Genomic DNA, 17,045 nt, shown 5'->3' on the forward strand with positions numbered 1-17,045 from the left:
CCGCCACAGGCCAAGATACGCGGTAAAGCCGGTAAACGATCCGGCTGGAATGCACCCCGGCGACTGCGTGTTAAAGTATCCGCCATGTGGCTCAAGCAAGCAATCATCTATAAAAAAGCAGCACTCACCGAGCGGGTGGAAGCGCCCATGGCCGCTCTGGCAGGGTCCTGTGCACGGGTCTGGGACGATACCGACCGGCTGGACGCGAGTCTGCAGGCCCGGATCGGCCAGATCCCGCACTGCCATCTACTCTACGCCCTCAACACGGAAGGTATTCAGGTCAGCTCGAATGTGAGTGCCGAAGGCGTGGAGCCGGATTGTCGGGGCCAACCGCTCGCGGAACGGCCATTTCACACCGGCAGCCTTCCGTTCCGCGGGCTGACGCTATCATCCGTTTACGTCAGTCGCTACAGCCGCAAGCACTGCATTACCGCCATTCATGCCGTCACCCGGGATGAGGCACTGATCGGCTTTGTGGCGGCCGATTTCAACATCGAGGATGTTCCCCTGCCTGACATGGAGGTCGGCAGCGATATGGCATGGACTCAATACAAGGGCGATCCGGTGATCCGGGGACACGTCTTTGAGCAGGAGCGAACGGCAAGCCTGCTGGACAGCAGGATCGAAGCGGTAATCGATACCATCGACACGCTGATGCGCCAACACGGCGTCTACCATTTCATCCTGCACTTCTCCAGTTCGCGGGCCATTTTCTGGGTCTACGACGACCCGTACCGGTACCGCTTTCACGGCGTGGAAGAGATCCTGGATCCGGAGATCTGGCTGGCCTACCCGCCGCAACGTTATCCGGTGGAGGCGCGGGTTGCACCCGATCGCATCCGTACCGTACTGGAGCAGTTCCGGACGCTGCGTGAAGGTGACGAAAACATCTATCTCCGCTCCGGGTCGCTCAACGTCATGAACGGCGTCATCGGTCTCACTTTCTCCTGTGACGGCTCCCACTATTTGACGGTCGACGAGTTTCTGAGTCGTAAACACCCCTTCTGGATATGAGGTTACAGCTACACTTATCGAAAAGGAGTGGCGCTTTGGTGCACTGTTCCAGCAAGCCGACGGGCACCACAGCGACGCAGCGCGAACCGCTCGTCGCAGGACCCACTTCCATGCGCTGAGCGGCGGGCACGTTCCGCCTTGTGCCCCCAGCGCGAGACCGCAGTTCCAGGGAGGAGATATGTCCGCACTGTTCAATGAGGAGCACCCCATCAAGCGCCTCCAGGAGGCCGAAACCCTTTTCACCAGCGGCCGATTCACCGAGGCCGCCTACCGCTTCCGCCCGCTGCGTTACAACCGACTGGTCGGTAACAGCGCACGCCGCCGATTGGCTTACGTCGCCCTCATTTCGGGCAACCACTACAGGGCTGAAAGGCAACTGCGTCATCTCCCCCGCGAGCCCGAAAGCCTGAAAATGTCAGCTGCGCTCTATCGCCGAAGCGGCCAGTTGGCAACCGCTGCCAGCTGTGTTCGTGCCCTCGGCAGCGAACTGATGTCCCATGCGTTGCGTCGGCTTTCGGAGGTTCCTCTGACGATCGATGCACCGGAAATCGTTCGCTGCCCGTTCAGCAAACTCGAGCCGCTGCCGCTGCTTCCGGTAACGATCGATGGGCGCGAGACGCTATTTTTGCTGGACACCGGCTCCCAGGAGGTGGTTCTCGACGAGAAAGTGGTGAATCAGCTGGAGCTTTGGCAATCCGCTCCTCAGAACGCGCTCTACGCCGGCGGACGCAGCGCAGCACTGCGTTACAGCCGGGTGGGTCAGCTGAAACTGGGCGAGGCCTCCTTCCATAACCTGCCGGTCCAGGTGCAGCCGCTTCACGCCACCTTCAAACGGATGTTCGACGACGTACGGGTCGAAGGAATCCTGGGAACTTCGCTACTGTCTCACTTTTTTACCGAGGCCGATTTCGCTGCCGGCGAACTGCGCCTCTCCCGCCCGGAGAACGCCCCGCGAGAAAACAGCCACCGGTTCTGGCTGGCCGATGCATTTCTGCCACTGGTCCGGGCCGGGATCAATGGGCGAATGACTCTTCCCATGCTGTTGGACACCGGTCAGCAGGGTTTCGCTGCCGCACTCTCGGTGGACGCTGCCCGAGCCGCAAAGCTTCCAATCGCCGACTTTCCGTTCACCGGAGAGGGGGGAGGCGGGAGTGTCACGGTGCTCCCCACCCGGGTCGAATCGCTGCAGGTGGCGGACAGTGAGATCGTCAGCCCACCGGCCGTCTGCATGCCCCGTTTCGGACTGGAACACCGTTTCGGGTTCCGGGTCGGCGGCATGATTGGATATGAAGCAGTGCGCGGCCGCTGTCTTTCTCTGGATTTTCGGAGAATGCGCCTGAATGTCGGGGAACATTAAACCGAAGCGATTGTCCGAAACTCGTATAGCTGTGGATTGTCGATGGGTTTCCGCTAGCCCTGCCGATGTCCGATAGGGCCGGAAAGCCTGGGAGACGCAAGTAAATGACAAAATCCCGAGAAGATAAACGTCCCCAGTCGCGCCGTCAGCTCGAACCGGAACGACTGGCCCGGCTGGAGAAGCAGGAAAAGGCAACGCCTTCCTGGCTTGCCGTGCGCGACAAAAAGCTCATTCGCCTCCTGGCGATTGCCGGCATGGGAGGAAGTTACTGAGCTTTTCTGCAGTATGCCGAAGGGGATGGTCACCCGGCTATCCCCATGATCGCTTTTGCGCGTTCATGTAATAAATCCCCGTATTCCGCCCCTCTTTCGCAACTCCGCCTCAATCGACGCCCGCCGGGCTATGCTTGAGGAAAAGTGCACAGGGAACCTATCGTGCCGGAGCTGCCCGACGTCGAGGTCTACAAACACCATCTGGAAGCGCACGGAATGCGCAAGGTCATCGACCACATTGAGCTGCGGGGTGCCGATCGCATGCTCGGCGACACCGATACCCGTTCACTCCGGAAACGGCTGGAGGGGCACTCACTGACCGGCACCTTCCGACACGGGAAGTACCTGTTTGCGCACATCGGTGGAAACGGCTGGCTGGTGCTGCACTTCGGCATGACCGGCTATTTCGAATATGGCGACGACGGCGAAGCCGATCCACAACACAATGTCCTGGTGCTGTACTTCAAGGATGGAAGCTATCTGGCCTTCAATTGCCGACGCAAGCTGGGGGCCATCGCCCTGGCGGAAACGCCCGAGGAATTCATTGCCAACAAAGGACTCGGACCCGACGTCACGGCCCTCTCCGAAAGTGACTTTTCAACGCTGCTGCAAGAGCGTGGCGGTACGGCAAAGGGCCTTCTCATGAACCAGGAATTGCTGGCGGGGCTGGGCAACGTCTATTCCGACGAAGTGCTCTTTCAGGCCGGCATTCACCCCAAGACGAGACTGGACCGTCTCGAAGGGTCAAGGCGAAAAGCGCTCTATCAGGCCATGCAGAAGGTTATCAAGGCAGCGATCGCGGCCGAAGCCGAGCCGGAACGCATGCCCGATGACTTTCTCATCCCGAGGCGAGGCCTGCGGAACGCCAAGTGTCCTTTTTGTGGCGGCACGCCGAAGCGGATCTCAGCCAGCGGGCGCCACGCCTGGTACTGTCCCTGCCGCCAACCCGAACCCGAATGACCGGCCCGGAAATGCGCCTCATCCCCCCTTCGAGATCTGCTCAACCCGCAGCGGAGGGCTGAACAGAAAACCCTGCATACCGTCGCATCCATGGCTGACGAAAAAATCCAGCTGCTCCTGGGTTTCCACGCCCTCAGCGATGACGTCGATATTGAGGCTGTGGGCCATCACAATGATGGCATTGGAAATGGCTGCATCATCCGGGTCGCTCACCACATCGTGCACGAATGACATGTCGAGCTTCAGTTTATCGATGGGAAACCGTTTCAGATAGAAGAGCGATGAGTACCCGATCCCGAAATCATCGATCGTAATGTGCACGCCCGCTTCCTTGAGGGTATAGAGGATCCGGAAGGTCGCTTCCGGATCCTGCATGACGGCGGTCTCGGTCAGTTCCAGTTCCAGGTCGTTCGGCTGTATACCGTGTTCATGGATGGCGGCAATGATAATTTCGGCAATGCGCGGCTGACGAAACTGGCGCGGAGAGAGATTGATGGCAACCCGGTGCCGGATAGCACCGGTCGTGGTCCAGATAAAGATCTGCTGACACACCTTGTGCAAAACCCAATCCCCGACTGCGTCGATCAATCCGCTGGCCTCGGCCACCGGCATGAAACGATTGGGGCGGAGCACCCCCTGTTCCGGATGATTCCAGCGGATGGCCGCTTCCAGCGCGATCTCTGCACCGGTGCTGACCTCGATTTGAGGCTGATACACCAGGAAAAACTCGTCGCGCTCCAACGCCCGGCGCAGTGCGCTCTCGATGCTGAGGCGTTCGATGGCTTTCTGATTCATTCCGCCCGTAAAAAAACGATAGTTGTTGCGGCCCTCCTCCTTGGCCACGTACATGGCCGTGTCGGCGTTCTTGAGCAGCACCTCGATCTCTTCACCGTCGTCCGGATAGACACTGATACCGATACTTCCGGTGATGTCCACCGTTTCACCATGGAGGTGCATCGGCATGAACAGCGAACTGTTGATACGCCGAGCCGTCTCGGCAACCGAGGCGATGTCCTCGACCTCTTCCAGAAGAATGATGAACTCATCACCTCCCACTCGCGCCACCGTATCTTCCGAGCGAATACTCTGCCCCAGTCGATCGGCGACCTTTTTCAACAGATCATCTCCGGCATCATGCCCCAGGGTGTCGTTAATCACCTTGAAGTTGTCGAGATCCACGAAAAGAATGGCAACCCGCTTCTTCACCCGCCGTGCACGATCAATCCCGTGTTTGAGCCGGTCGTAAAAGAGGTTTCGATTGGGAAGCCGGGTAAGGCTGTCGTAGTTGGCCAGGCGTTCAAGCTGTTCCTGGCTCTGCTTGATTTCGGTAATGTCACGAAATATCCCCACGTAATTGATCACGCGATCCTGTTCGTCCAGTACGTCGCCCATGTTAAGCAGGGCCGGAAAAATCTGGCCATTACGGCGGCGCCCCCAGAGTTCTCCCTGCCACTGGCCATGGTGCTCGACATGCTCCCACATATGACGAAAGAACTCTTCGGAATGTCGACCGGAGTCAAGCAGCCGGGGTGATCGACCCACCACTTCACCACGTCGATAACCGGTGATTTCCGAAAAGGCGCCATTGACATTGACGATGCACTTTTCGGTGTCGAGGATCATGATGGCTTCGGCCTTACTCTCGAAAACCCGGGCGGCGAGCCGCAACTCCTCTTCCGTGTGTTTCTGTTCGGTGATATCGCGAATGTAGGCCAGGAAGTGCAATGGCTTGCCATCCCCATCGGTGACCACCGATATGTTGACTGATGCCCACACGGTACGGCCGTCTTTGGTGACGTACCGTTTTTCATATTCAACGGAGCGCGCCTCCCCGTTCCACAACCGCTGGAAAGCCGCCTCGGTCTGCGGGAGGTCCTCCGGATGTGTCACATCCTGGACCCGCAGTTTCTCCAGCTCCGTCGGGCTGTAGCCAAGCCACTCCGAAAGTCGCGGGGTGGTGCGCAGCCAGCGACCATCGAGTCCGGTGCGGACGACCATGATCAACGAGAACTGCTCCGCACGCTCCCGCTGTGCCTCGCTTTCGCGCAGCGCCTCCTCGGCCCGCTGGCGATCGGTCATCACGGCGATGTAGTTGGCCGTAACCGTCATCAACTGCGTCTGACGCTCATCCACCGCCATCTCCTCAAGAGCGGCAACCGAGATTAGGCCAACGACGGATTCACGGACCACCATCGGGACCGTCAACACCGTCCGGAGCTCCGGCCCCAATACACCACCCCTCCCCCCTTGGCGGTGCTGCACCCGTATCTTCCGCTGGCGCAGCACCTGTCGCGCCGTGTGGTCGGGCTTCCGTTCCTCCTGCAAGAGCTCGAGTCCCTGCACCACCTGCGCCACCAGCCGGTCGTGTTCGGCATCGTAGGTTTCTATAAGGACGGTGGAGAACTCCGTGGTTTCCCGAAGAACAAGTGCGATGTCTTTATAGGCTGCCGACAGAGAGCGACGAGTCAAGGCGATTTCCGAGATGCGGTTAAGCGTCTGGAGTTCGCGGTGCCGAATGCGCAGGTCTTCCTCGATCTGACGGCGCTCGGTCACGTCGTAGGCAATACCGAGCAACTCCTCGATATCGCCTTTGTTGTCGAGTAGTGGCACATAGGTGAAGACGAAGGTAAATGGCTGACCACGAATATCCGTGTGCGCCTCCACGAACTGGGGACGCCGGCTACGCAGGGCGCGATGCAGGGTAGGAAGATAACTTTCAGTGACCGAAGGAGGAAACAGTTCCTCGTCCCTACTGCCAATCACTTCGCGCTCGGATAGTTCCCACAACTCGAGGGCACGGGTATTGATAAACCGAATACGTAGTTGTGCATCGTAGAGGGCCACCAGCGCCGGGAGGTTGTTGACTGCACGGCGAAACCTCTCCTCGCTCGTTCGTAGCGCCTTTTCGAACTGCTCCCGCTCGATGATTTCGATCTGCAGTTCGGCATTGATGCGCTCCAGAGCATCGGTGCGTTCCCAAATCTTTTCCTGCAGATCAGCGCGAATGCGGTCGACTTCCGCTTGTGCAACCCGCTCCGCGGTCACATCGATGCCAAAGGCGGAGATCAGTTTCAGGTGTGAACCGTCGTAGGTATTCGCCGTGCTCAACTCGATGACGACCGGGGTGCGATGCTTGCTCTGCACCCGGATCTCCCAGCCCTCGACGTCGCCCCGGCACAGTCTTCGATAAAGCCGCCACAGACCACGCCGGTATTCCCCCGGAAAGAGCTTGTCCCACCAAGCCTGGCCGATGAGTTCGGCGGGGCGAAACCCTGTGGCCTTGGCCACCGCATCATTCAGGGACAGCAGTGTCCCGTCCGGTTGCACTTCGCACACAATGGCCCCGGCGCGAGCCACCAATCGCTGATACCGGTCCTCGGACGCCTTCAGGGTTTTTCGGGCGAGCCCCAGCAACGATATCGCTTCTGCGGGATCGACTCCTCCGGACTTTCCAACCCATCCGCCTTCGGCATCGGCAAGCTGCCGTGAAACGGACCGAATACGCGTCTCAAGCGAGATGGGCCTGGCCCGGTTCTGTTCGCTCATAGCACTCTGGCCACGGTTGAGTAGGGGGTTGGTCGAGTCAGGAAGATTCGCGGCAGCAACCCTGCGCCTGTGGATTTCCTTCCGCAACGCGACCACTTCTTTTCGGAGTATAGAGAAGCCATCTGCTACTGCTGCCGCGATTCCGGCTTTCCGTCCCGGCTCCGCTATGTCGACAGCGCTAAACGGGGCTACCTTTCTCTTAAAAGGCCTGGAGAAACCCCGTGCGCACAATCACTGTAATCGTGGTCAGTTTTCTTGTCGTGGCCTGTACCACCTCGCCGCTTGGCCGCCAGCAGCTCATCCTGCTGCCCGAGGCGCAAATGACCGAGATGGGTGCTACAGCCTTCCAGGAGATCCAGAGGGAGAAGCCCACCGCGGGACCCGGCCCCACCACGAACTATGTCCAATGCGTGGCCGAAGCCATTACCCGACAGTTGCCACCCTCTGCTCCGCAACAGTGGCAGCTCTCGGTTTTCGAAGATGAGGAACCCAATGCCTTCGCATTGCCGGGCGGCAATATGGGGGTGAATACCGGGATCCTGGATATTGCACAAAATCCCTCCCAGCTGGCGACAGTGGTCGCCCATGAGATAGCCCATGTGCTGGCCGACCACCCGAACGAGCGGGTCTCCACCCAATACGCCACCCAGACCGGACTGGACCTGCTGCAGGCGATTACCGGCGCGGGCGGCGAGCGCCAACAGCTTTTTGCCCTGTTGGGGATGGGAGCTCAGGTGGGGGTGATTCTCCCGTTCTCGCGCAAACAGGAGCAGGAGGCCGACCTTTTTGGCCTGGATCTGATGGCGCGGGCCGGCTTCGATCCCCGCGAAAGCACGAAGTTCTGGCAACGCATGGAAACCCGGGGCAACGGTTCACCACCGGAGTTCCTCTCCACCCATCCTTCCGGTGAGACCCGCATGAGTGATCTCCAGGCGCGAATCCCGGCCGCCATGGAGATCTACCGGCAGGCCCGCGCCCAGGGGGTCCGGCCCGACTGCCAGCCGCCGGGGCGCTAGTGGTCCATGCGGAAAATGGTGTAACGCTCATCCGGTCTCGCCATCGGATCCTGTGCCTGCACCACGCCCGGCCGCTCTCCCAAAGCTTTGTCAGAAAGTAGGATGGGGTGAGCCCCGCGAACCGCATCGAGAAACCACCGTCCGAGCAATGATGGGGTTCGCAGGCTCACCCCATCCTACGGTATTCGGGGGGATGCCCACAGGAGCCTGTTTTCCCCCGTTTCCCGTGGTTAGCTTCGGTTTTCCATGGAGATCTCGCGCCGGAGGGCGCGCAGCTCTTGCCGCATGGCGCGCAATTCGCCCTCTATGGACTCGGATTCGGTGTGGACCACCTCTCCGATCACTTCGTGCTCCTCCTTCATCTCCTGCTCATGCATGGTCTGCATGGTATCGACGATGATGGCGATGAAGAGGTTGAGCATGGTGAACGTGGCGATCAGTATGAACGGCACAAAGAACAGCCAGGCATAGGGATACTGCTCCATCACCGGCCGGACGATACCCATCGACCAGCTCTCCAGCGTCATGATCTGGAACAGCGAATACATGGAGGCCCCCACGCTGCCGAACCACTCCGGATAATCCGCACCGAAGAGCCCCGTCGCCATTACCGCCGCCACGTAGAACAGGAGCAGCATCAGACCACCGATGGCGGAGATCCCCGGTACCGCGCGCAGCAGCGCCTCCACCACAAACCGCAAGCGGGGCATGACCGACACCAGCCGCAGCACACGGAGCACGCGCAGCGTGCGCAGCACCGCCAGCGGACCGCTCGCCGGTATCAGCGCAATGGTCACCACGGTGAAATCGAAGACATTCCAGGGGTCGCGGAAAAATCGCAGGCCTTTGGCAAACAATTTGGCGCCGATCTCCGCCACGAATATGGTCAGCACGAAATGATCGATCGTGCGCAGCACCTCACCGAACGCTGCCATCACCTCCGGCGAGGTCTCCAGTCCCAGGGTGACCGCATTAATGGCGATCAGCGTCATGATGGTGCGCTGTACGAACACCGATTCGACCCGGGCACCAACCCGGGCCCTCAGGCCCTGCTCACTCACGTTTTAGTTCTCCGCCTCTTCGATAGGCGGCAATTCTACCCGATGCACTCGCTGTACACGTAGATGCAGATCCCGCGGTCCGGGGATTCTTGTCGAGAGGAAAAGAAACCGGGTGCTAGCATTAACGCAAACAGCCCATTCCACGGAAGGGAGGGGTGACATGAACATGCATCGAACTAGCAGGACGGGAGGCATTCTGGTGGCGGCCCTGCTGCTTCTGACCGGGTGCGAAGAACCGGTCGAACCGGAGACGATCACCCTCCCCATCCGGGAAGGTTTGCCGGAAACGACGGTCCCTACGCCGGTTGATCCCCGGTTCCCTCACTACGAAGCGGCGATCGCTCCACAGCTGGGCAATCTGCACATCGTCACCGAACGGGAAACCCTGCAGCTGGCCCAGCTCTGGGCTTCCACGCTCAGCAACGGGCAGGCAAGCCTCCAGGTCCACGCCCTGGAACTACCGCCAGAAGCTATGGTGCGCTGGTGGCAGGCCGGGCCGACCCATCGCGTCGCTCTGCTAAAAGAGGCCATGGATCCCGAAGAGCAGGCTGCCTTTGAAACAGAATGGGGGTATCCACCGCAGCGAATCGTCGTTGCCATGGACCCGATGGTGGTCGTGGTCCGAAAAGGCAATCCGCTGGTTCACCGCGGGATTTCACTGGCAGAACTGGAGGCGATCTTTTCGCATCGCCCCCGCAATGATCACACCCCGATCCGCAAGTGGGGTGCTTTCGAACTCGGCACGGAATGGTCGCAGCGAGACATCAGCGCGTACGGACAGGAGGACGGAGGCCCTCTGGAACTGTGGTTCCGGCAACAGGTCCTGCATCGCAGCGATTACCAGCCGGAGACGGAACGGGTGCCCGATTCGGAAGCCGTGGTGGCCAAGGTGTCCAGGACCGCCGGGGGTATCGGTTACGCCAGTCTAAGTGCTTTCAGAGGTCCCGTCGCCCCGGTTCCGGTCATTCGCGCCACAGGTGAGACTCCCATCCTGCCGACCGCTGACAACCTGTTCGAATCACTTTATCCACTCTCGCCCGGGCCTCTTTATCTCTATATCAATCACCGCCCGGGAGTTGCCCTTGACGCCCTGCAGCGGGAACTGGTGCGCTTCGTCTACAGCCAGACCGGCCAGCACCTGGCTGCAGAGCTTGGCATGGTGCCCATTTCGGCACTGCATGCGGTCAGTGAACTGCAGCGGGGGGAGATCAGCCTGACGCCCGAAGACGTGCTGCTGGCTACATCCCCCTCCGCGGAGCGCTGAGCCGTGTCGGCCTGAAAGCCGACCTGCAGAATAGCGCCGCTGAACCGGGGCGGTTCAGCGGGCGGGCTCATGCATTTCCGCCAACAGCTTTTTCACGATAGCGACCACTTCGGGAGCATCCCACTCCAGTGCGCCATAGTAGCTGTAGCGGATCCGTCCCTGCGCATCGATAAGAAAATTGGTCGGAAAGGCGCTGACGTTCCAGGCATTGACCGCCTCGCCGGCGAGATCGAGCAGCACGGGAAAAGCAACCGGCCGTTTTTCGAGGAAACGGCGTACCGTCACCTCGTCTTCGCCCACATCGACCGCGAGAACACTGAAGCCCTGCTCTTCAAATTGCTCCTGCAGCCGTCCCAGGGAGGGGATTTCGTGCACACACGGCGGACACCAGGTCGCCCAGAAATTGACCAGTACGACACGCCCCTCGTAGCTCTGCAGGTCAAAGGTCTCCCCCTGCAGGCCCGGCAGATTCAACTCCGGAGGTGCGGGGTCCCCGGTATAGGGGCGCAGGCCGGCTGCCAGCCCGGCCTCGGCGTCCACATCATCGCTGCCGACGAGGGCCGGGGCCTGGCGGGGGCCGGCATAGGGCTCAAGCAGCCTGACGGCGCGGGCAATGAGTGCCGGCATCTGTTGATTCATGGCACGCTCTGCGTCATCGGGCTGCTCACGATTCATGAAACCGTCGCTGACACTGGGCAGGAAGTGCTGAAAGAGATCACTCCCCCCCGAGGCGAGGCCCCGGGCGAGATCAGAAAGGTGCCAGCGCTTGGCGGAGAGTCCCGGCTGGAAGAGATAGATCGGCAGGTTGGTGGCCGTGGTCACGGGGCGGTAGCTGGGCGGTTCCCCCGGTTCCGGCAGCCCTTTCTGCAGATTCGGATGGACCAGAACCGCGCCCGCCAGACGTTCGGAACCGGGGTGCTCCAGCTGCCAGGCACGGGCGGCCTGCAACGCCAGGGCAGCGCCTCTGCCGGAAGTGAACAGGAACAGCTGCTGCACATCCGCTGCCGCGGCCTCGATGAGCGACACCACGTCCTCCACCGGCACCTGTTCGAGGCTGGTCCGCGCCGCGGCGAGGAAATAGGCGGTGTGAAGATCGGCGGCCCACACCGACGGGCCGGTGGCGGCCAGTTCACGGGCGACAGCCAGTTCCCGCGACTGCAGGCCCTCCTCCGAAGGCAACCAGAGGACGCGGGTATGAGCAGCATCCGCGCCGGAGTAGCGCTCGATCGGGATCTCGGCGCCGGTATCCAGAAACAGCGGCTCCGCAAGCTCGGATGCAAACACCGGCGCCACCAGCAGGGAAAGCAGACAGAGATAAAACCGCATGTTCTCTCGTGAAGATCAGATTCGAAGGGATGCAGTTTATAACAGGAACCGTGCGGACCACAGCCGTGTGCGGAAGGTAAACAGGAAAACCGCTGAATTCTGTTTTTCCAGGGGCTTGTTGAAAAAGGTTTTTTGTCGTCCCCCCCGCGACGAAGAGGATCAGGATGGGGGCGCAATAGGCCGCCATCTGCATGGGCGGCGTTCGAGCCGATACTGACGATGGCCCGGCCGAGCTGGACCGGCCCGCGGCCGCACCCTGGCTTGGGCACGGATCGAAGGGCATCCCGAGGCGGAGGCGGCGCTGCGTGAAAACCAACTCCATCAGGTGGTTAGCGCCGGAAGGTGAGATTCGCTCTGCTCGTACCGTCCCGCGGCGAGGGGGTGCTTGCGTCCTTTGCGGTTATAGCTTTCACGTTGCAGCTCTCGACGGCACAAAACGATTCAACCGACATCCCCGGAAGAGCCAATGCGCTCGGAAATCCTTTGTCCCGCCGCAATGACCTTCGGGATCCATTCGTCACGCCGGCGCTCGATGGGCGAGGAGACGGAGAGCCCCGCCACCATCTGGCCCCTGCCGTCACGAATAGGAACCCCGATACAGCCGACACCCAGCTCCGCCTCCTCGTTGTCCAACGCATAGCCGGCCGCCCTTACCTCGTTGGCGCAGCGCACCAGGGTATCCACATCGGTAATGGTGTTGTGCGTCAGTTCGACGAGCCCACTGCGTGCCGCGTACGCACGGCAGCCCTGTTCTCCGCTTTCACCAAGCATCAGCTTACCCACGGCCGTTACGTGAAGCGGGGCGCGGCTGCCGATAATCTGCTCGACGCGCATCATCCGTTTCGAAAGAACACGCCCGATATAGATCACTTCATCGCCTTGGGCGATGGTGAGATTGACCGTCTCACCGATTTCATCGCGAAGCCACTTCATTTCCGGCTCGGCCTCGGTATCGAGTGCTTTCCCGCCCCGCACATGGCGACTGAGATGCAGGAGTTTTCTTCCGATCCGATAGCCTTCGCCATCCTTCTCCACGAAGCCGTAATCGGCAAGCGATTTGAGGATCCGAAACGCGGTAGAGGGATGCAGTCCAGTATCGGCCGAAAGGAATTTCAGAGTGCTACGGCCGTCATTGCTGACGATGGCATCGAGCAGGTGCGAGATGCGTTCGACGACCTGAATGGAAGTATTTGATGGCATTTTTCACATCGTGAAAACGATTGTACATGGTGAAAGTTTAGTCGCTGTCTAGGCTTAATCCACACAGACGACCGAAACGAGCCGGCAGCTGGTGGGCCATGCGGAAAATAATATAACTCTCAGCCGTTCCACAAAGCCCATAGGCAAGGCGCACGAGCGCAGGACTAGCGGGCTAATTCAAGCGAGTGCAACGCCGACTATGGGCTTTGTGGAACGGCCCAGAGGGAGCCCCGCCAAGGAGCCAATGCCGCGTTGCACTCCTTGTAAAGGGCTCGCCATTCCCTGCGGAGTGCGCCTTGCCTTGGCTCCTTGGTGGGGCTCTGAGTGTCACATTATTTTCCGCATGGCCCACTAGACGGCTTTTTTCTAACTGCGCCTTACAGGAGACAACAATGAGCACAGTCGCAGCAGAAGCCATTCACCGACTCCCGAAGTTTTGCCAGGGTATTCAGCATTCGGGTGAAAGCTGGCCCGATTTCGATCGCCATGCCCAACAACCCGTCATTGCCGATGGCCAGAGTGCCATTTCCGATCCGCAGGACACACGGGCGGCCTATCAGACCCTGCTGGCAGCCGATGCGTTGCGCTACCTGACCCTGCACCTGACCGGTTCGAAGGCTTCGGGTCACCCCGGCGGCTTCGCCAGCAGCGCCGAGGCCTACGCCGCGCTGGCGCTGCTCGGCCACACCAATATTGTCACCGAAGTCGGTCACCACGCCCCCGGCTTCTATAGCGCCATGTTTCTCGACGGCTCCCTGGAGGAGATGGGCATCACTACCGTCGAACAGATGTGCGAGCGTTTCCGTGAGCGCGACGGACTGCTTGGTCACCTCTCCGGCGCCATTCCCGGCCTGCTCTCCCCCGCCGGTCCGCTGGGCCAGGGGCAGCACTTCGCGATGGCCGGTGCCATGCTCCATCCGAACAAACTCTTTCCCTTCACCCTGGGCGACGGCGGGATGGGCGAGCCCTATGTGCTCTCCTCCATGATGCACTTCCATACCGCCTATCCGAAGATCACCAATTTCCTGCCGGTGTTGGTCTGGAACGGTTACAGCCAGGAACACCACTCCATGGTCTCCCGGATGAACAACGCGGAGATGACCGCCTATTGGCGCGGCCACGGTTTCGAGGAGGTAGTGCTGGTCGACGCCAAGGCGTTTGACGATTGCGCCCAGGAGGGCGCCTATGCGGACAGCAGCCGCTTTTCGTTCGGGCAGCGCGTCGCCTTTGCCGGTGCGGTACTGAGCGAGGCGGACCGTGCCGCAAAGCTGGCGCTGGGCGGGACCCGAACCGTGTTTATCATCAAACAGATGAAAGGCACCGGCGTGCACACCGTCGGCTCCAAATCCCACAACCTGTATCCGGGGGATACGCTGGACACACCCCATATCGCCGAGGCGCTGCAGCGCCGTGCATTGCCGACAGGGGCCTGGGATCTGGTCCGCACCAATCTACAACGTGCCGGCGGCGGCCCGGCGGCACGAACCTCGGTGACCGAGTCGATTCTGGACCTGGAACCGCTGGGCGAGTTGCCGCTCCAGGAGTTCGAAACCGGCGACAAGCAGGTGCCGTCGACCGCCATGGGTGCCCTCGTGGGCGCGGTTGGGAAGGCCGACTCGCGCTTTGTCGTAACCAACGCGGACGGCAATGAAGCCTCCGCCATGAAGAACATCAACGAAGCGCTCACCATCCGCCACCCCACCGGCGACGACCTCTACAACCAGGGGCCGGACGGTCAGGTCTACGAGCCGCTCAACGAGGATGCCTGCGCAGGGCTTGCGGCGGGCCTTGCGCTGTTCGGTTCGCGTTCACTGTGGTTGTCCTATGAAAGCTTCGCCATCAACGGGCTGCCCATCGTGCAGACCGTTACCCAGGCCATGGCGGAACTGCGGCGTCGCACCCCTTCGGTGGTCACCATGTTCACCGCCGGTGCCCTGGAGCAGGGGCGGAACGGATGGACCCACCAACGACCCGAGGTGGAGAACTACTTCGCCGCGATGATGCGAAACGGCAATGTCTATCCGCTGTTCCCCTGTGACGCCAACCTGATCCAGGTGGCCTATGACTGGGCCGTCAACAGCTACAACAAGGGCGTGGCAATCTTCGCCTCCAAGAGCCCCCTGCCGGTTCGCACCACCCTGGAGGAGGGACGGCAGGCGATGGAACAGGGTGCCATCACGCTCTACGAGAGCGACTCCGGCTCGGGCCCTGTGGCGGTGATCGCAGCCACCGGCGACATGGTGTTCCTGCCGATCTTCGAGGCCAGGGACAGGCTCGAGGCCGAAGGCTATCGCGTACGCATCGTGGCGGTGGTCAATCCCCGCCGTCTGTTCCGGCCGGGCGATGTCGCCTGGGATACGGTGGCCGAGCCCGATTCGCAATTCATGGAGCCTGATGCCTTCAATGCACTGTTCGCTGGCGATGCACTGCTGGGTGTCTCCGGTGGTCCCAGCGCATGCCTGGAACCGGTGATGCTGCGCAGCCGGGCGCCGCGCGACGTCTTCGCCTGGAAGCGTGGAGAAACCACCGCCTCCCCGGGTGAAATCATGGCATTCAACGGCATCACCGCCGAAGCCATGGCCTCCCGTATCCAGCAGTTGATGGAAGAGTAGAACCATGGCCAGAACCAAAATCATCGCCCTTGACGATGATCCCACCGGTTCGCAGACAGTGCATAGCTGTCTGCTTCTGACCCGGTGGGATCCGGCAACCCTGCGTGAGGCCCTGGAGGACAGTGCACCGCTGTTCTTCGTGCTGACCAATACCCGCGGCATGGATGCCGTGCGGGCCGCCGCCATTACTCGGGAGGTGTGCCGAAATCTCAGACAGGCGCTGGATGAGTTCGCCGAAGCGGGTAATCCCGTCAATCCGCTGCTGGTGAGCCGCTCCGACTCCACCCTGCGGGGTCACTACCCGGTGGAGACGGACATCATCGCCGAAGAACTCGGGCCGTTTGACGCCCACTTTCTGGTCCCGGCCTTTTTCGAAGGCGGACGCATCACCCGCGACGCCGTTCACTACCTGATGGTCGACGGCGAGCCGGTTCCCGTGCATCGCACCGAGTTTGCCAAAGATTCGGTGTTCGGCTTCACGCACAGCTATCTGCCGGATTATGTTGAGGAGAAAACCGATGGGCGGATCTCTGCTCAGGAGGTCGAGCGTTTTCTGCTCGACGATGTCCGTCGCGGCTGCCGTGTGCGGCTTTCCAGCCTGAAGGGCAATACCTGCGGCTGTGTGGATGGTGAGGCCCAGTCGGACCTGGACAGCTTTGCCGATCAGGTATTGAACGCGACGGCCGATGGCAAGCGCTTTCTGTTCCGAAGCGCTGCCAGCCTGCTCAAGTCGCTGGCGAAGCTGTCGCCCCAGCCCGTCCCCGCAGAGGAAATGTTCCGTTTTGTGCGGAATGGGCGCCCCGGCGCCGTCCTTGTCGGCTCCCACGTACGCAAGGCCACGCTGCAGTTGCAACGGCTCCTGGATGAGGCGGGGACCGTCGGCATCGAAGCGGATGTCGACGCCATCGACAGCGACCGCGAGGCCCTGTTGCGCGACATCCTGAGCCGGGCGACGGCCATTCACAAACGGGGTGAGACGCCGATCATCTACACCAGCCGCACGGAAAAGGTGTTTGATTCCGAATCGAAGCGCCTCGCCTTCGGTGAGCGCGTGTCGGACTTCCTGACGGATGTGGTGCGGGGGCTTCCCCCCACCCTGGGCTATCTGATCAGCAAGGGCGGAATCACCTCCAACGACGTGCTCAATAGCGGACTGGAGTTGCGCACCTCAAGGGTATTGGGACAGGTGCTTCCCGGCTGCTCGGTGGTGCGCTGCCCCGCCGACCACGACCGTTTCCCGGGGCTTCCGGTAGTGATTTTCCCCGGAAATGTCGGCGACGACAACGCACTGGCCCGGGGCTATCGTCGAATGGCGGACGTTCCCGTTGTGGAAGAGAGGGCGGGCACGGCATGAGGGCGGGGCTCAGACAGCCCCCCAATGGCGGGCATTGCCTGCTCTGTGCGTGCTGTTCCCGGG

General features: G+C 61.1%; 12 protein-coding genes. 8 read left to right on the forward strand and 4 right to left on the reverse strand.

Going from position 1 to position 17,045, the window contains the following annotated elements; genetic code table 11:
• Positions 1 to 84: 84 nt before the first annotated feature.
• From BLP65_RS10375 to BLP65_RS10385, 4 genes are all read left to right on the forward strand, one after another.
• Complete coding sequence (locus BLP65_RS10375; RefSeq protein WP_092996504.1) at positions 85 to 1,014, forward strand: PDC sensor domain-containing protein; 930 nt, start codon at positions 85 to 87, stop codon at positions 1,012 to 1,014.
• A gap of 178 nt (positions 1,015 to 1,192) precedes the next feature.
• Complete coding sequence (locus tag BLP65_RS10380) at positions 1,193 to 2,371, forward strand: retropepsin-like aspartic protease (RefSeq protein ID WP_092996507.1); 1,179 nt, start codon at positions 1,193 to 1,195, stop codon at positions 2,369 to 2,371.
• 104 nt (positions 2,372 to 2,475) lie between these two features.
• Positions 2,476 to 2,643 (forward strand): hypothetical protein, encoded by a 168-nt coding sequence (locus BLP65_RS16950; protein WP_175452532.1) that lies wholly within the window; start codon positions 2,476 to 2,478, stop codon positions 2,641 to 2,643.
• Between the two features lie 162 nt (positions 2,644 to 2,805).
• Positions 2,806 to 3,603, forward strand: a complete 798-nt coding sequence (locus BLP65_RS10385) for a DNA-formamidopyrimidine glycosylase family protein (protein ID WP_175452533.1) — start codon at positions 2,806 to 2,808, stop codon at positions 3,601 to 3,603.
• A gap of 18 nt (positions 3,604 to 3,621) precedes the next feature.
• Here the strand turns inward: BLP65_RS10385 and BLP65_RS10390 are convergent, their stop codons facing one another.
• Positions 3,622 to 7,149, reverse strand: coding sequence for an EAL domain-containing protein (locus BLP65_RS10390; RefSeq protein WP_092996513.1), 3,528 nt, complete (start codon positions 7,147 to 7,149; stop codon positions 3,622 to 3,624).
• Between the two features lie 221 nt (positions 7,150 to 7,370).
• Here BLP65_RS10390 and BLP65_RS10395 point away from each other — a divergent pair, with 221 nt between their 5' ends.
• Entirely contained in the window at positions 7,371 to 8,165 is a 795-nt protein-coding gene (locus tag BLP65_RS10395) for a M48 family metallopeptidase (protein ID WP_092996516.1), read from the forward strand.
• Between the two features lie 230 nt (positions 8,166 to 8,395).
• On the opposite strand, the gene BLP65_RS10400 is transcribed toward BLP65_RS10395, so the two are convergent.
• Entirely contained in the window at positions 8,396 to 9,157 is a 762-nt protein-coding gene (locus tag BLP65_RS10400) for an ion transporter (protein ID WP_092997104.1), read from the reverse strand.
• Positions 9,158 to 9,386: 229 nt separating this feature from the next.
• Between BLP65_RS10400 and BLP65_RS10405 the strand changes: the two genes are divergently transcribed.
• Positions 9,387 to 10,490: a PstS family phosphate ABC transporter substrate-binding protein gene (locus tag BLP65_RS10405; RefSeq protein WP_092996519.1), complete on the forward strand. Its 1,104-nt coding sequence runs from the start codon at positions 9,387 to 9,389 to the stop codon at positions 10,488 to 10,490.
• Positions 10,491 to 10,544: 54 nt separating this feature from the next.
• On the opposite strand, the gene BLP65_RS10410 is transcribed toward BLP65_RS10405, so the two are convergent.
• Both BLP65_RS10410 and BLP65_RS10415 read right to left on the reverse strand, forming a co-directional pair.
• Positions 10,545 to 11,816 (reverse strand): TlpA family protein disulfide reductase, encoded by a 1,272-nt coding sequence (locus tag BLP65_RS10410; RefSeq protein ID WP_092996522.1) that lies wholly within the window; start codon positions 11,814 to 11,816, stop codon positions 10,545 to 10,547.
• A 441-nt stretch (positions 11,817 to 12,257) separates the two neighbouring features.
• Positions 12,258 to 13,016 (reverse strand): IclR family transcriptional regulator, encoded by a 759-nt coding sequence (locus tag BLP65_RS10415; protein ID WP_092996525.1) that lies wholly within the window; start codon positions 13,014 to 13,016, stop codon positions 12,258 to 12,260.
• Between the two features lie 392 nt (positions 13,017 to 13,408).
• Here BLP65_RS10415 and BLP65_RS10420 point away from each other — a divergent pair, with 392 nt between their 5' ends.
• A complete protein-coding gene (locus BLP65_RS10420) occupies positions 13,409 to 15,628 on the forward strand; it encodes a phosphoketolase family protein (protein ID WP_092996528.1) in 2,220 nt (739 codons plus the stop codon).
• 4 nt (positions 15,629 to 15,632) lie between these two features.
• Entirely contained in the window at positions 15,633 to 16,982 is a 1,350-nt protein-coding gene (locus BLP65_RS10425) for a four-carbon acid sugar kinase family protein (RefSeq protein WP_092996530.1), read from the forward strand.
• Positions 16,983 to 17,045 lie beyond the last annotated feature (63 nt).

The sequence above is a fragment of the Thiohalomonas denitrificans genome (assembly GCF_900102855.1).
In the GTDB taxonomy this organism is placed as follows: Bacteria; Pseudomonadota; Gammaproteobacteria; order Thiohalomonadales; family Thiohalomonadaceae; genus Thiohalomonas; species Thiohalomonas denitrificans.

Bases quoted from the DNA above. Each gene is read 5' to 3' on its own strand.
- BLP65_RS10375 (WP_092996504.1), top strand. From the start codon at position 85: ATGTGGCTCAAGCAAGCAATCATCTATAAAAAAGCAGCACTCACCGAG.
- BLP65_RS10380 (WP_092996507.1), top strand. From the start codon at position 1,193: ATGTCCGCACTGTTCAATGAGGAGCACCCCATCAAGCGCCTCCAGGAG.
- BLP65_RS16950 (WP_175452532.1), top strand. From the start codon at position 2,476: ATGACAAAATCCCGAGAAGATAAACGTCCCCAGTCGCGCCGTCAGCTC.
- BLP65_RS10390 (WP_092996513.1), bottom strand. From the start codon at position 7,149: ATGAGCGAACAGAACCGGGCCAGGCCCATCTCGCTTGAGACGCGTATT.
- BLP65_RS10400 (WP_092997104.1), bottom strand. From the start codon at position 9,157: ATGACGCTGATCGCCATTAATGCGGTCACCCTGGGACTGGAGACCTCG.
- BLP65_RS10405 (WP_092996519.1), top strand. From the start codon at position 9,387: ATGAACATGCATCGAACTAGCAGGACGGGAGGCATTCTGGTGGCGGCC.
- BLP65_RS10410 (WP_092996522.1), bottom strand. From the start codon at position 11,816: ATGCGGTTTTATCTCTGTCTGCTTTCCCTGCTGGTGGCGCCGGTGTTT.
- BLP65_RS10415 (WP_092996525.1), bottom strand. From the start codon at position 13,016: ATGCCATCAAATACTTCCATTCAGGTCGTCGAACGCATCTCGCACCTG.
- BLP65_RS10420 (WP_092996528.1), top strand. From the start codon at position 13,409: ATGAGCACAGTCGCAGCAGAAGCCATTCACCGACTCCCGAAGTTTTGC.
- BLP65_RS10425 (WP_092996530.1), top strand. From the start codon at position 15,633: ATGGCCAGAACCAAAATCATCGCCCTTGACGATGATCCCACCGGTTCG.